11 protein-coding genes and 1 pseudogene are annotated in these 13,818 nt (G+C 65.9%); 4 read left to right on the top strand and 8 right to left on the bottom strand.

The window, feature by feature from the left end; all coding sequences use genetic code 11:
• The first annotated feature begins 7 nt into the window (after nt 1-7).
• A complete protein-coding gene (locus tag F2P45_RS05195; RefSeq protein ID WP_166871120.1) occupies nt 8-205 on the top strand; it encodes a hypothetical protein in 198 nt (65 codons plus the stop codon).
• Nucleotides 206-217: 12 nt separating this feature from the next.
• On the opposite strand, the gene F2P45_RS05190 is transcribed toward F2P45_RS05195, so the two are convergent.
• Together F2P45_RS05190 and F2P45_RS05185 are read right to left on the bottom strand one after the other, a co-directional pair.
• Nucleotides 218-379 carry a hypothetical protein gene (locus F2P45_RS05190; protein ID WP_166871118.1) on the bottom strand — a complete coding sequence of 54 codons (162 nt, stop codon included), beginning with the start codon at nt 377-379 and terminating at the stop codon, nt 218-220.
• Nucleotides 380-487: 108 nt separating this feature from the next.
• A complete protein-coding gene (locus F2P45_RS05185) occupies nt 488-2,935 on the bottom strand; it encodes a S9 family peptidase (RefSeq protein ID WP_166871116.1) in 2,448 nt (815 codons plus the stop codon).
• A 167-nt stretch (nt 2,936-3,102) separates the two neighbouring features.
• Here F2P45_RS05185 and F2P45_RS05180 point away from each other — a divergent pair, with 167 nt between their 5' ends.
• A complete protein-coding gene (locus tag F2P45_RS05180; protein WP_166871114.1) occupies nt 3,103-3,609 on the top strand; it encodes a CcdC protein domain-containing protein in 507 nt (168 codons plus the stop codon).
• 78 nt (nt 3,610-3,687) lie between these two features.
• Here F2P45_RS05180 and F2P45_RS05175 read toward each other — a convergent pair whose 3' ends face one another.
• Genes F2P45_RS05175 through F2P45_RS05165 form a run of 3 tightly spaced genes read right to left on the bottom strand, consistent with a single transcriptional unit; the run spans nt 3,688 to nt 8,647 of the window.
• Nucleotides 3,688-6,513, bottom strand: coding sequence for an ATP-binding protein (locus tag F2P45_RS05175; protein WP_166871112.1), 2,826 nt, complete (start codon nt 6,511-6,513; stop codon nt 3,688-3,690).
• Between the two features lie 9 nt (nt 6,514-6,522).
• Nucleotides 6,523-7,287 carry a hypothetical protein gene (locus F2P45_RS05170; protein ID WP_166871191.1) on the bottom strand — a complete coding sequence of 255 codons (765 nt, stop codon included), beginning with the start codon at nt 7,285-7,287 and terminating at the stop codon, nt 6,523-6,525.
• A complete protein-coding gene (locus tag F2P45_RS05165; RefSeq protein ID WP_166871109.1) occupies nt 7,280-8,647 on the bottom strand; it encodes a hypothetical protein in 1,368 nt (455 codons plus the stop codon). The genes F2P45_RS05170 and F2P45_RS05165 overlap by 8 nt, the downstream gene beginning before the upstream one ends.
• 174 nt (nt 8,648-8,821) lie before the next feature.
• Between F2P45_RS05165 and F2P45_RS05160 the strand changes: the two genes are divergently transcribed.
• Nucleotides 8,822-9,253: a hypothetical protein gene (locus F2P45_RS05160; RefSeq protein ID WP_166871108.1), complete on the top strand. Its 432-nt coding sequence runs from the start codon at nt 8,822-8,824 to the stop codon at nt 9,251-9,253.
• A 149-nt stretch (nt 9,254-9,402) separates the two neighbouring features.
• Here the strand turns inward: F2P45_RS05160 and F2P45_RS05155 are convergent.
• Nucleotides 9,403-10,612 (bottom strand): annotated as a pseudogene (locus F2P45_RS05155) (MFS transporter).
• Nucleotides 10,613-10,709: 97 nt separating this feature from the next.
• On the opposite strand from F2P45_RS05155, the gene F2P45_RS05150 reads away from it, so the two are divergent.
• The gene (locus F2P45_RS05150) at nt 10,710-11,618 is read left to right on the top strand and encodes a LysR substrate-binding domain-containing protein (RefSeq protein ID WP_166871106.1); all 909 of its coding nucleotides are present in this window, start codon (nt 10,710-10,712) and stop codon (nt 11,616-11,618) included.
• A gap of 224 nt (nt 11,619-11,842) precedes the next feature.
• On the opposite strand, the gene F2P45_RS05145 is transcribed toward F2P45_RS05150, so the two are convergent.
• A complete protein-coding gene (locus F2P45_RS05145) occupies nt 11,843-12,589 on the bottom strand; it encodes a DUF3108 domain-containing protein (RefSeq protein ID WP_166871104.1) in 747 nt (248 codons plus the stop codon).
• A 1-nt stretch (nt 12,590) separates the two neighbouring features.
• Complete coding sequence (locus tag F2P45_RS05140; protein ID WP_166871102.1) at nt 12,591-13,727, bottom strand: DUF3108 domain-containing protein; 1,137 nt, start codon at nt 13,725-13,727, stop codon at nt 12,591-12,593.
• Nucleotides 13,728-13,818 lie beyond the last annotated feature (91 nt).

Here is a 13,818-nt window from a genome sequence, read left to right as displayed (position 1 = left end):
AGATGAGATGAACAAGGACTCGGCAAAGGTACGCTTTGTTTCGGACGATGAGCGGACGGCCTTGCCGCTGCCGCGCTTTGTGACCCGAACCACGCTCAAGGACCTGCTGGACGGGGAGCCGCTGGAGCCGGATGCGCCGGGCGTCGATGCGCCGGGCGTCGATGCGCCGCCCGGCGATCCGGCGGCGCCGCCAACGACGGCTTGAGGTCCCGCCGGATCAGAAAAAGGTGCTCGGCTTCGGGTCGGGCACCGGATCGTCGTCCTGCGGGTGCCTGGTGGGCGGATGATGCGGGTGGGGATTGTCGAACGGCTCGGGAGAGGGCTCGTCGACCGGCACCGGGTCCGGTGCGCGATGGGCTTCGATGGCTGCTGGGTTCATGGGGGTCGCTCCTGGTTGGTGGAGCGATGACATTATCACAAGCGTCGCGGCGGGGCCGTACGCTTGGACAGTCTACAAGGGGCCGCCATCAGCGGCCCCTTGTATCGTTTACGGCTTGGCGTTCTTGACGTACTTGTCGAGCCAGGAATTGGTCTCGTACAGCATGTGCATGATCGATTCGCGTGCGCGGTAGGCGTGGCTTTCGTTCGGCAGCATCACCAGGCGCGCCGTGCCGCCCAGGCCCTTCATGGCCTGGAACATGCGCTCGCTCTGCATCGGGAAAGTGCCCGAATTGTTATCCTGCTCGCCGTGGATCAGCAGCAGCGCATCCTTGATCTTGTCGGCGTTATTGAATGGCGACATGGCTTGATAAACGTCCCTGGCCTTCCAGAACTCGCGCTCTTCGGACTGGAAGCCGAACGGCGTGAGCGTGCGGTTGTAGGCGCCGCTGCGCGCCACGCCGGCCTTGAACAGGCGCGTATGCGCCAGCAAATTGCCGGTCATGAAAGCGCCGTACGAGTGCCCGCCGATGGCGATGCGGTGGCGCTCGGCCACGCCGCGCCGCACCACTTCCTCGACCGCCGCTTCGGCATTGGCGACCAGCTGCGGCAGGTAGCTGTCGTTCGGTTCGGCCTCGCCGGCGCCGACGATCGGCATCGACGGGTTATCGAGCACCGCATAGCCCATCGCCAGCATCGGCGCCGGCCCCCAGTAGCTGATGGCGTTGAAGCGGAATGGCGAACCGGTGGTCTGGCTGGCCGCGCTGGCGCTCTTGAAGTCTTGCGGATAGGCCCACATCAGCAGCGGCAGCGGGCCATCGCGCTTGGCTTCGTAATTCGGCGGCAGCATCAGGGTGGCGGTCAGGTCGACGCCATCGGCGCGCTTGTAGCGGATCTGCTCCTTCTGCACATCCTTTAGCTGCGGGGTCGGATGCGGGAAGTTGGTCAGCGCCGTCAGTTGCGCCGCGCCGCTGCGTTTCAGGTCGCGCACATAAAAGTTCGGGCGCTCGGTAGGCGACTCGCGCGTGGTCAACAGGCGCGAACCGTCGTCGCTGAGCACCGTGACAATGCTTTCGTAATACGGCGCCTCGCTCTGGAACAGGCGCTCCTTGGCCTTGCTGGTGAGGTTGAAGCGGTCCAGGAACGGGCGGTCGCCTTCGTTCGAGGCGCCGCTGCCGCCCAACAGGATGGTCGAATCGGCGCCGATCACGAGCCGCGGACGGCCGGCGGCGTCGGGCATGGTGACGGGCGAACCGGGATCGTTGTAGCGGTCTTCGGCGGAGTACGAAAACAGCAGCTCCGGCGCCACCGCCTGCTGTTCCGGGTGGATGCGCCAGATCTTGACGGCGCGCGTCTTGTACCAGCCCTCGCCCAGCAAGGCCACGTCGCCATTGCCCCACACGACCCGATCGTAGCGCGAACCGAGTTTGGCCAGCACGGCCGGCTCGCCAAGAAACGGCGCCGCGTGCGCATAGACGATGTCGCGCACTTCGGCGGCCTTGGCCGGGTCGCCGCCATCTTGCGCTTCGGCCCAGACCAGGGTGGCCGGGGCGTCGACGCGCCAGCTGACCTTGCGCACGCCGGCCGACACGGCGTCGTTCCCGGGCGGCAGGCCTTCTTCGAGCGGCTTGTTGACCACCAGGTGCACCTGCTTGCCGGTCAGGTCGCGCACGACGACCTGGCGCGGAAAGGCCGATGCCGGCACCACGTACGAAAAGGGGCGCTGCAGCACGGACGACAGCAGCAGCTTGCCGTTCGGCGCGACCGTGACGTCGGTGTACATGTCCGGGTTGCCGATCAGGCGCAGCTTGCCCGACAGGTCGACCAGCGCCAGTTGCGAGCTGGCGTAATGCTCGAACAGGCGCGCGTCTTCTTCATTTTTGAGCAGGTCCTGGTAGGTGCGCAGCTGGCGCGCGCCGACGCTCACCTGGCTGTCCTGCAGGATCGGCCCACCCGGTATGCCCGTCGCTTGCGGCGCCTTGCCGCGCCCGATCGGCTTGAAGTGCACCAGCAGGCCTTTGGCGTCCGGCATCCACGAAAACCCCGAGCCGGCCAGGTAGGACAGCGGCTGCGCGGTCAGGCGGCGGGCGATGCGGGTGTTGATATCGACCAGCCACAGTTCGACGCCGGAGGCGCCATCGCGGTCGGCATAGGTAACGTGGGTGAATGCCAGGTAGCGCTGGTCGGGCGACCAGGCCGTGTCGGCCAGGCGCAGCTGGCGCGGCAGGCCCATGATCTTGATTTCCTTCTGGGTCGCGATATCGAGCAGCTTGAGACCCGTGCCGAAACTGAAGCGGCTCGGCGAATAGGTGCGCGGATTGATGCGCAGGCCGGCCAGTTTGAGTTCGGGCTGCGCCACTTCGGCGATGCTGGGCAGGGCCGGAGTATCGACCATCATGGCCAGGTTACGCTGCGGGGACAGGCCCAGCGCCGGTGCGCGCGGCGCGTCGACAATGGCTTGCAATTGCGCCGGCGGCAGCTGGTACTGGGAATGCGCATTCGATGCGGCGGCGAGCAGGGACATGGTCAGCGGGACGATCGGGAGGCGGTGGCGCATGGAGGAGTCTCGGGTGTAGGCGATCCTCCATCTTGCGCACTACTGGCGGGCTTGTCAATCCGCTCTTATCCCGTATTTACGGGGCGTACGGTATGCAGGGCGGGTGGAGTCAAGGCGCTGCGACGGGCGTTTATAATGCGTGTTTCAGGACCGGATTCGCAAACGCCATGTCAATTACCACTATCGCACTGCTGGTGCTCGCCCCCTTCCTGGTGTGGCGCTTTTACCAGCGCCTCAAGGCCATGATGATGCGCCAGCGCTCGATCGTCTCGCGCCATTACACGGGCCTGGGCGTGTTCGCGGCCATGATCCTGGTGGCCGGGTCGGAGGTGATGTCGCGGCCGACGCTACTGGGATGGCTGGGAGTGGGCACGGCGGCCGGCATCGCTTACGGGATCTGGGGGCTGCGCCTGACCAAATTCGAAAACGACACCTGCTACTTCACGCCGAATGCGCGTTTGGGGATGGTCATTGCGATGCTGTTCTTCGCAAGGGTGATGTATATCGGGGTGGAGATTTATGCGAACCAGGGCAGCGGCGTGCCGACGCCGGGGTTCACCGACAGTTTCATCACCTTGCTGGCGCTGGGGCTGACGGCGGGGTATTTCGGGACCTATTCGGCGGGCTTGATCCGCTGGCGCCGGGCCTTGAAGAAGGCGATTAACGCGGCTTGAAAGCCACGTCGTTCCCGCCGAGGGCCGCCTTGGCGCGGGAACGACGGATCAACGGCTAGCGGCTAAAGAACTATACCGTCAGGCCACCACCGCCGGCGTCACGCGCCGCTGCAGCACGAAAATCGGCTGCGCCCACGGCATGTCTTTCTTCTTCTTGCTGGTAATGAGCGTCAACTCCGACGGGTCGTACACGTCCGTGTTGTGCGTCAGCGGCGTCGTCATCAGATACTGCGCCTCGGTGTTCTTGAGGAACTCACCCACCAGCTGAATGTTCCGGATATCCAGGTGGGCAAACGGTTCGTCGATGAACACGAACCCGCCCGATCCGTCTTCGGATTTGAGCAAACCAATCAGCAGCACCAGCGACTTCATCACCTGCTGCCCGCCCGACGCTTCGCCGTCGTTCATCCCGATCTGGTCCTTGCCGTCGAACTTGAAGCGCACATGCAGGCCGGCCTGCGACAGCTGCACGTCTTCGTTCTCCAGCTTGACCGGGTCTGCATGCACCTCGATCCCCGCCAGTTCCCCCAGCTCCTTGATGTTCTTGCTGTAGGTCTTGATGGTGTAGCGCAGCCGCTCGATATACGCGCCGCGCGCGTTCGCAGTCGCTTCGATCGCGCGGTTGTTCTGGTAACGGCGCTCGTCGGTCTCGGTCTGGCGGCCCTGCAACTGCTCGTTCAAGCGGTGATGCTGGTCGATGACCGTGGCATCGAGCTCCCAGTCGTCACGCGCCAGGCTGTGTTCGAGCGACGACACGCGCAGGTCGACCTGGTGCGCATTCTGATGTTCGGCCACCAGCGCGGCGCGCCGCGCCAGCCTGCGCCAGCCTTGCGGCAGATGGCGCCAGGCGCGCCGCAGTTCCAGCAGCGCGCGCGCATGGTCGGCGCGCTGTTCGATCTGGCGCTTGTGGCCGAGCCGCAGGCCGGCTTCGGCCTCCGACAGGGTCATGCGCGCGTTCTGCCACACCGTGTCGGCACGCGTGCGCGCCACCGTGGCCGCTTTGGTCAGCGCCTGCAGTTCGCCCAGGCGCGTGCCCACGTCCATGCGCTCGGCCTTGAGCGGCACGGTGCCGCGCAGGGCTTCGTCGAATTCGGCCTGGCGCGCCGCCAGTTCCTTGGCCGCGTCCACGCCGGCGATACGGGCCTTGAGCGCGCCCACTTCCGAGGCGAGTTTGCTGACGGTGATGGTGAGCGCGTCTTCCTGCGCTTCCAGCGCCGGCAGCGACTTTTGCAGCGCTTCCATACGCTGGCTGCGGCCGGCGGTGCCGAAGCGGTAGCGCGATACTTCGACGAACAGCGAACGTCCGCCGCGCCGTTCGCGGTGATACGCGTCCGGCGTGATCCACTCGGCGTCGCGGTGCAGCTTGAAGCCCTTCTCGACCGAGTCGACCCGTTCGATACGCTGCAGCTGGTCGATCAGCCATGGCGGAGCGGCGGCCGAAAAGCGCACCACCGACAGCAGGCTGTCATCTTTCGTCACGGGCGCCTTGATGCACTCGGGGACGATGAAGTGGCGATAGCGCTCCTTCTCGGCCAGCCTGTACGCGGCCGCCGCATCCTTGGGGCGTTCGAGCAGCACCACGGAGGCATACCCGCCCAGCACACCTTCGACCGCGCCCTGCCATTTGGGGTCGGTCACTTCCACGATATCGGACAGCATCGCGTGCGCAATGCCGTCGTCGCGCAGGGCGCGGCGCATGGCGCGCACGGCGTCCGGCTCGGGCATCGCGGTCTTGCCCTGCAAGGCAGAGATGGTCGACTTTTCGGTCAGGATGCGGCTGGCCAGGGCGTCGCGCGCCTGGCGCTGGCGCGTCAGTTCGGCCTCTTTCTGGTCAAGCTGGGCCGCCACTTCGGCGATGTCCGCCCCTGAATCGGCGGCCAGCTTTTGCAGGCGCTCCTTCTGTTCGAGCAGGCTGTCGAGCGGTTTGAGTTTGGCGTTCACTTGCGTGAGGCGGCTGCCCAGGGCGGTCGCTTCCTGCTCCAGCAAGGTCTCCTGCTGCTGCGCGTCCGACAGCGCCTTGGCCTGCGCGGCCAGCGCGTTGCGCTTTTCGATCAGCTGCGTGTCGGCTTGCGCCATCGGCTTGCGGGCTTCGCGCAGCGCGCGGCTGGCGTTGGCCGCCTTTTCGCGCGCTTCGTGATATTCGAGGCTCGGCAAAACTTCTTCCAGCAGATTGCGGCGCTCCTTGTGCAGGTCTTCCCACTGGTGGTAATTGGCCACGCGCAGGCGCAGGCCTTCCAGGTTGGTACGCGAGGCTTCCAACTCGGTTTCGAAGCGCTTCAGCTCCGTCTCGGTGTCGCGCTGATGGCGCTTGGCCTCGTCGTAGGCGTCCAGCACTTCCTTGTCGCCGAAGACCTGGAACACCAGGTCGAGCAGCTGGCGCGGCGCGTATTCGCACAGCTTGTCGGTTTCGCCCTGCTCCAGCGCCAGCACCTTGGCCATGGCCGGCGACAGGCCGGCGTTGTGCAGGCGCTTGCGGTAGTTCTCGACGCCGAGCCAGTCGGTGGCGTCGCTTACTTCCTCGATCTGGATATTCCCCGGACGCATAAGGTACTGGCGCTTCCAGTCGCCGCCGTTCTTTTCGATCTTGCAGAACAGGGTGACTTCATCGTCGCTGAAAAAACCGGAGCTGCGGAACGGACGGTTCGACAACTGGCGCCCCACCGCCTTGTTGTCGACCACCGAGCGAATCCAGGCGGTCTGCTGGCCGGAGTGGCGCGCGTAGTGCTTGTAGGTGCGGCCCATCGAGCAATCGAGGCCGAACAGGGTGCGCAGCGCGTCGAGCAAGGTGGTCTTGCCGGAGCCGTTCTGGCCGGCGATGGTGATGATCTTGGCGTCGAGCGGGATGTTCTTGATCCGTTGCCAGTAATCCCAGTGGACCAGTTCGAGCGATTTAATATGGAACATGGGCTAGCCTCAGGTTGGGGTATCGGCGGCGGGATCGATATCGGCCGCCGGCTCGATATGGACCGCCGAGACGGCGTCGGTAACCGCGTCGGCTACCGCGTCGGCATCGTTGGCAGCCTCGGTCACGAGCGGCTTGGGCACGGCCACCACCGGCGCGCGCTTGAAGACATCGGCCAGGGCGCCGTTGATGATGCGTTCCTTGAGCACGTCGGTATCCATCAGCAGGTCGAGCAGCGCGCCTTCGAGGATCACGTCGCCGCGCCGTTCGATGAAGCCCATGCGCGAGAGCGCGCCCAGGTTCATGTCCATGCGCGTCTTTTTACCGAGCTTGTCGCCGAAGTCCGACAGCAGCGCGGTGTACGAAATGCCGATCGAGGTGTCTTCGGCGCGTGGCAGCGGCTTGTCCTTGTCGAACAGGTCGTTCTGGTCGTCGGCGGCGTTCTGGTGGGTCTCCTGGCGTTCGCGCTTGGGCAGGATGATCTGCGCCCACAGCACCACCAGCAGCGCCACGCCGTCGCGCGTGAGGCCGAAGTTATTGTTTTGCCAGATGTCCTTGGCGCCGAAAATCTTCGGTTCCACGGCGCGGTGCAGCGCCAGCGTCACATGGTCGGCATACACGTTGTCCAGCAATTTGAGGCCCGATTCGAGCAGGCGTTTGTCGACTTCGGCGCGGAACAGTTCATCGGACAGCACGCGCTTGACCAGGCGGTCGTCGCGGCGCAGGGTCTGATGCGTCAGCAGGCGCGCAATCAGGATTTGGGAGTCGTCATTTATCATCGGCCGGGCCGCTTTCCAGATCAAGTGAGAGGGTGGCGATCGACATCGCGAATACGTGCGGGTCGTTCAGCCGCACCATCTCGTCGGTGGGCGTGAAGGTGATCGGCAGGCGCGCCAGCTGCGCCGTGGCGCCCTGCAGGCTCGCTTCGGCGGCGTCGCCCAGCAGCGGCAGCATCGAGGCGCGGTACGAGGCCACCGCAAAGCTGGCCGGCAGCAGCGAGTCCTGGATCGGCACCGTTTTCGGGCCGTGCTCCGAGAAGCTGGGGAAGTTGCCGAGGTTGGCAAAATCGGCCAGGCGCGCCAGCCAGTCATCGAGTTCGGCCTGGATCGCCGGACCGTCGTTAATCGTCAGCGGCGCGTCTTCGCCTTGCGGCAGGCCGGCCGGGCCGGTAGCCGCGCCGCGTTCGGCCAGCAGTTCGGTTTCGGCCACGTCGATCATTTCGGCCGGGGTGACGAACAGCGGCATCAGCGGACGGTCGATCGCGCCCTGCGCCAGGCTCGACAAGTCCTCGTGCGCCAGCAGCCAGCGCTTGACGTCAGTGGTCGACAGGCCGGATTGGCCCAGGTGCACGCGCTGGCGCTCGATCTGGTTCAAGGCGCGCGAGAACATGCCCTGCATGTTCAGCAGCGCGCTCTGGGCGCGGCCAATCGCTTGCGCGGCCTTGTGGGTGGCCGAATCGGCGCGTTCGTCGCTGGTGATGGCGCGCAGGATCTCGGAGCCCTTCTCGACCCAGTCGCAGGCCATGTGCCACTTCGCTTGCGAAGTACGCAGGCGGAATTCAGAACCGGAGGCGATCGCATCGCGAAATTCCTCGGTCAGTTCGACCAGGCGCCCGAGCAAGTGCTTGAGCTGGTCCACGGTGACGCCGCCCACGGCCTGGGCGCCGGCCACTTGCGAGAGCAAAAAGCCCATCTCGGCGTCGTCGTCGGCCTGGCCCATCGAGAGCAGGGTGTCGAGCGACGAGAGCACATTGCGCGCCATGGGCGTGACGCGGTACACGGCGGCCTGGGCGTCCCAGGCCAGCAGGCTGTGCGAACGCAGGCGGGTGAGCACCGTTTCCAGGCTTTCGGGCAACAGATAGGCCAGCTTCTGGTTGATGTCGGCCCGCGAAAACGCGGTAGTGCTGGTATCGGCGGCCAGTTCGCGCAGCACCAGCAGGCGGATCAATACGCCGTCGGCGCCGCCGTGGAACAGTGCGGTGAACGCTTGCAGGGTCGGTTGCGCCCGCTTCAAATGAAAGACTTGCTCGATCTCGTCAGCCGAAATGCCGGCCTGGAAATGCGCCTGCAAAGAGTCGTGGTCGTCTTGCCCTAAAGTCAGTGGTTCTGCAGCCACGCCTGCCGTTGTTTCCATCATCGTGTTCCGGTACCAGTTTCTTGCTTCCGGCTAAGGTCTGCCGTTGGGGGCGTCAGTATATCAGTTAAGCCAAGGCAATCTGTCCAAATGTACCAACCCGGTTTGCAATCTTGTTTCACAATTGCAAGAAGTATTGAAACTAAAGTAATATCACAACATTAAGAGGAGATATGTGTGAATCACGAAGAGTTGCAACGGGTAACAGCTTTGCCCGAGTATTTGCCGGCTCCGCAGGTGGAAAAGGAACTCGCTTCCCTGCTGCGCTCGTTCAGGCACGGGATGCCGGACGCGCAGGAAAAGCTGTTGATGATGGAAGCACTGGCACAACTTGCTGACAGGCAATGGCAAACCTTTGAAATTCTGCCGCATGCGGCCCGGAAGCGCCTGAGTGCGTTTGCGATTGGCGTGTGGGAGCGGCGTTCGCTGGCGTCGACCGCGCTGCTGATCAGCATTATTCGCACCTTGGGGCTGTCCGATGCGCTGGCGTTCGCCACCTCGCTCGATCCCCAGACTTTGGCACCCATCATCGCCGCCGAACTGCACGACGCGCTCGCCGAGTTCGGCGACACCGTCGACAATCCGTACACCCAGATCAAACAACGCTAACACCGCCGGTGTCAGGTCTGACATTCGGACACGACCTGAGCAATACCGCCGGTGTCAGGTCTGACATTCGGACACAAGCACGGCTGTAGCAGCCCCCGGTGTAAGGCCTGACATTCGGAGCCGGCCAGAAAAAGGCACAAGCTGAGCATTCAGGCACGAGCTGAGCGGGCAAACAGCGGCAAGGCCAGCGCCGCGCAAGCCGCTCCAACCAGCCACACGCCAGCGCATTGATGTGGGGAATCGCCGACGCGGTCGCGAAACACACCACGAACACGCTGGTATTGGCCATCCCCAACGCCGTGCCCGCCTTGTGCGCGCCCGCCAGGGTGACCAGTTCGGCATAAGCAACGCCGTGCCACGCCGACACGCACACGCCGCTGACGGCCAGCGCCACCAGCATCGCTGCGAGCACCAGCGGCCCGTCCGCCAAGGTGCGCGCGAGCAGCCAGGATAACAATCCCAGCATGACGAAGCAGAACAGGCTGATCCAGGTGGCGGCGCGCAGGAACCCGGCGCGGTTGCCGTGGCGGTCGGTCCAGCGGTCGCTCCAGACGCGCATGGCCATCGCGCCGCATTGCAGGCCGACCAGCGCGCCGGTGGTGGCGCCCACGCCGGCATGCAGCACGTCGTGCAAAAACACGGTGCCGAAGGTGAGGATGCCGAATTGCGGGGCGCACAGAATGCCGATGGCGGCCACCATCGCTCACAGCCGGGCACGGTCCGGCGACGGCGCGGCCTCGGCGGCGGCAACGGCATTCACGACGGTGGCGCTGGCCTCCGGATCGCGCAGCCAGGTCCAGGTGAGCAACAGGCTGATGGCGCAGCACGCCGACAACAGGCCGTAGACCGCCGCAAAGCCCGCCTCGCGCGCCAGGGTCGGCAGGATCAGCGCGCCGACCGCGCCGCCCAGCGGGACCGCCGTCTGGCGGATGCACATCGCCATGCCGCGCTCGGCGCTGCTGAACCAGACCATCACCGCGCGCCCGCTCGACCCGTTGACGCTGCCGCCCAGCATGCCGACCAGCAACAGGCCGGCGCCGACCAGCCCCAGCCCGGGAACGCCGTGCTCGCCTGGGGCGCCCCACAGCGCCATCAACAGCAGCGCCAGCGCGGTCGCGCCTAGTCCGGTGAGCAACACCTTGCGGTCGCCCCAGCGGTCGGTCAGCACGCCCCACGGAAATTCACTGCAGGCGATGCCCAGGCCCATCGCGCCCAACGCCAGGCCGAGCGCATCATGACGACGGCGGCGGGAATGCCGGAAAAGGCGGCGGCGAAACTGGCGTTGGCGGCAACGCCGACGCTCAATACTTTCCAGCGATGGCGATCGGGCGCGGCAGGGGTGGCGATGGCAGACAACATGGCTCCTTGAGAAATGGGAGACTTGATTGTCGGCCGGCCCGACTGTTTTGAATATCAGATAATATGGCAGCCATCGTGCCATAAAACAGGACAATCAATGCGGCTGCTGAATTTTGATTTGGATACCCTGCGCACCTTTGCCACCGGGATCGACCTCGGCAGTTACGCGAAGGCGGCGGCGCAGCTGGGACGCTCCACCTCGGCTGTCAGCGCCCAGTTGAAGAAGCTGGAAGACCAGGCGGGCGCCGTGCTGTTTCGCAAGGCGGGACGCGGCCTGGCGCTCACCGACGCCGGCACGACCCTGCTGGCCTACGCGCGCCGCCTGCTGGAAATCAACGATGAGGCCGCGCTGGCCCTGCGCAGCGCCGGCCTGGCGGGCGAAGTGCGGCTGGGTTTGCAGGAAGATGTGGGCGAAGCCTTGCTTGCGCATGTGCTTGGACAATTTATCCGCAGCCATCCCAATGCGCGGATCGAGGTATGCGTGGCGCGCAGCGCGCAATTGCAGCGGCGCGTGGCGGCCGGCCAGCTCGACCTGGCAATTACGTGGGACACGGCGCCGGCCGCGCTGGCCGGCGAACGGCTGGCCACCCTGCCGCTGCACTGGATCGGGCTGGCCGGGTCCGATCCACTGCTTGCCGCCGGAGACCAGCCGTTGCCGCTGGTACTGCTGGAAGCGCCGTGCGCGCTGCGCGACATCGCCGCCGAAGCCATGGACCGGGACGGCATCCGCTGGCGCTGTGCCTTGTCCAGCGCCAGCCTGTCTGCGCTGTGGGCGGCCTCGGCTGCGGGGCTGGGGATGACCATCCGCACGCGCATCGGGCTGCCATCGACCCTGGCGCTGCTCGATCCGGTAGCTGGCAAGCTGCCGGCGTTGCCAAGCATCAGCCTGACCATGCACCGGTTGGCGGGCGACGAGAATGCCTTGAGCACGCTGCTGGCGGAGTTGCTGCGGCAAGCGGTGCGCGAGCTGGCAGAGCCGGCCCGCCAGCAACTGCGCACGGTCTAGTCTGTACCTGTCCGGGCCGGGCCTGTACGGGCCGGGCCTGTACGGGCCGGGCCTGTACGGGCCGGGCCTGTACGGGCCGGGCCTGTCCGGGCCGGGCCTGTCCGGGCCGGGCCTGTCCGGGCCGGGCCTGTCCGTGTGTGGCCTGTCCAGCCCGTGTCCGAATGTCAGACCTGACACCGGCCAGGACAGTCGAGCCCGTGTCCGAATGTCAGACCTGACACCGGCTATTTTTTGTTGATCTTGTCGACCGTCTGCTCGATGAACTCGCCTTCTTCATCGCTGTAGCGCAATTGGACGGGATACCAGTCGTGACCCGGCGCCAGCCACAGGTCGACGGTCTGGTCCTTGTCGCCGGGGGGCGGCGCCTTGGACAGGTGCACCGCCTCGACTTCACCAAGGCCGGTGGCAATCTTCTCGCGCTTGACCACTTTGAACGACCACGGCTGCGCATCCTTGCGCCCCGCTACGAACAGGCGCCATTCCGATCCGGGCGTAAACTTCTCCGGCTGGGCCCGCGCCAGCGCCGCCAGCTGCCACTGCGCGCTCAGGCGATCCTGCTCGCCACCGAGCAAGGGGTAGGTTTCCTTGCCCGCACTGAAAGTCAAGGTCTTGGCGCCACGGTCGAAAGTCGCCGTGGTCGCTTCCTTGCGGAAGCGCTTCTCGACAAACTGCGCCGGCGCAATGCCGTAGGTGTCGACCGTACCTTCGCTGCGGGTCTCGAGGATCTTGCCCAGCATTTGCGCTTTCGTCTCGTTGACGAGGCTGTACTTGCCTTCGCCCGCGCGCCAGGTCACCTCGGCCTCGCCGCTCAGGGCCAGCCCTTTCTGGCGCGCCTTGAGCGTGTAGTGCAGGTCTGCCGATGGCGCCAGGTTGAACGGGCGCAGCGCTGCTTCATGTTCGGCGGCAAAAATGCCGGCGCAGGCGCTGGCCAGCACGGCGCCGCCCAGCAGTTGTGTCAATAATGGTCGCATATCAGTTTCCTAAATCAGTGATGAGAATCTTGCGGATGGTCTGGGTCGTGACCGAGCCGTTCGATTCGGTATTGCGGATCTGCACCGGATACCAGTTGTGCGCTGGCGCCAGCCAGATATCCAGGCGCGAGTTGTAAGCCCCCGGACGCGGCGGACGGGCAAGGTGCCAGGTCGCCAGCGGCCCCATCGGGGTGTTGATGTTGTCCTGCCCGACCAGCACGAAGCCGAACGGGTTGGCGTCTTTTTCTTCGCCGACGAACAGTTCGACGCCGCTGGCGAACTGGGCGCTGTCGGCGCGTCCGATGGCGGCCAGCTGCATCAGGAAGGTCGCCTTGTCCTGGGCGCCGGGTACCATCGGATAGCTGCGCTCGGAAGCCGAAAAGGTGATCTTGCCATCCGGTCCGCCGAAATGGGTGGCCGTCTGGCTTTTGCCGCGCCGCTTTTCGGTGGTGATGCGCGGCACGATGCCGCCTGCGCCGACCGTGCCTTCGCTGTTCAGGAGCACCAGGTTGAGGCGTGCAAGCAGTACGCTCACGCTCGCTTCCATGGACAGCTTGTAGGCGCCCGCGGCTTGCTTCCACGAAATGGTCGACAGCCCGGACCAGGTGCCACCGTCGCGGTCGGTACGGGCCACGTCGAAGTTCAGCTCGGCCGATGGCGGCAGGCTGACCTTGAGCGCGGGCTTGACCGGCTCGGGCGGCGGCACCTCGGCCACCGGTGGCGGCTCGGGCGGCTCGGGCGGCTCGGAAGCCGGTGCCACGGCGGGCGCCACCTCGGCAGCGCTCGCCTGGTTGGGCGCCGCTGCCGCATCGGCAGTCTCGCCAGCACCGTCGGCCGGGCCGGCGTCGGCCTCGGCGCTTGCCTCGGGCAGCGGCGCGGCGGGCAGCGGCAGCGCCTTGGGGGCCGGACGCGGACGCGCTGGCGCCGGCTTCGGCGGCGGCTTCGGGGGCGGAACCGGCGCGGGTGCGCGCAGCAGCGCGACGATGGTCACCGGGTCTGGCGCGGGCGCGGGCCTGTCAAGCGGCACCAGTCCGATGCGCGCGCCGACAAAGTCGATCGCCAGGACATGCAACAGGACTGTCGCCGCGCCGATCACCAGGGCGCGGCGCCGTTGGGATAGGAAGGAGGCGATCGTCATGGCCACAGTTTAACGTGTCTGGCGCTTTTCCCGCTGACACCGCCCCGTGCGCGCTTTGCACCTCGCACAACTAGCTTTGATAGGATGATAA

This window comes from Massilia mucilaginosa (genome assembly GCF_011682145.1).
GTDB lineage: Bacteria > Pseudomonadota > Gammaproteobacteria > Burkholderiales > Burkholderiaceae_D > Telluria_A > Telluria_A mucilaginosa.
The sequence above is the reverse complement of the archived record's forward strand: the minus strand, read 5'-3'. Positions and strand labels throughout refer to the sequence as shown.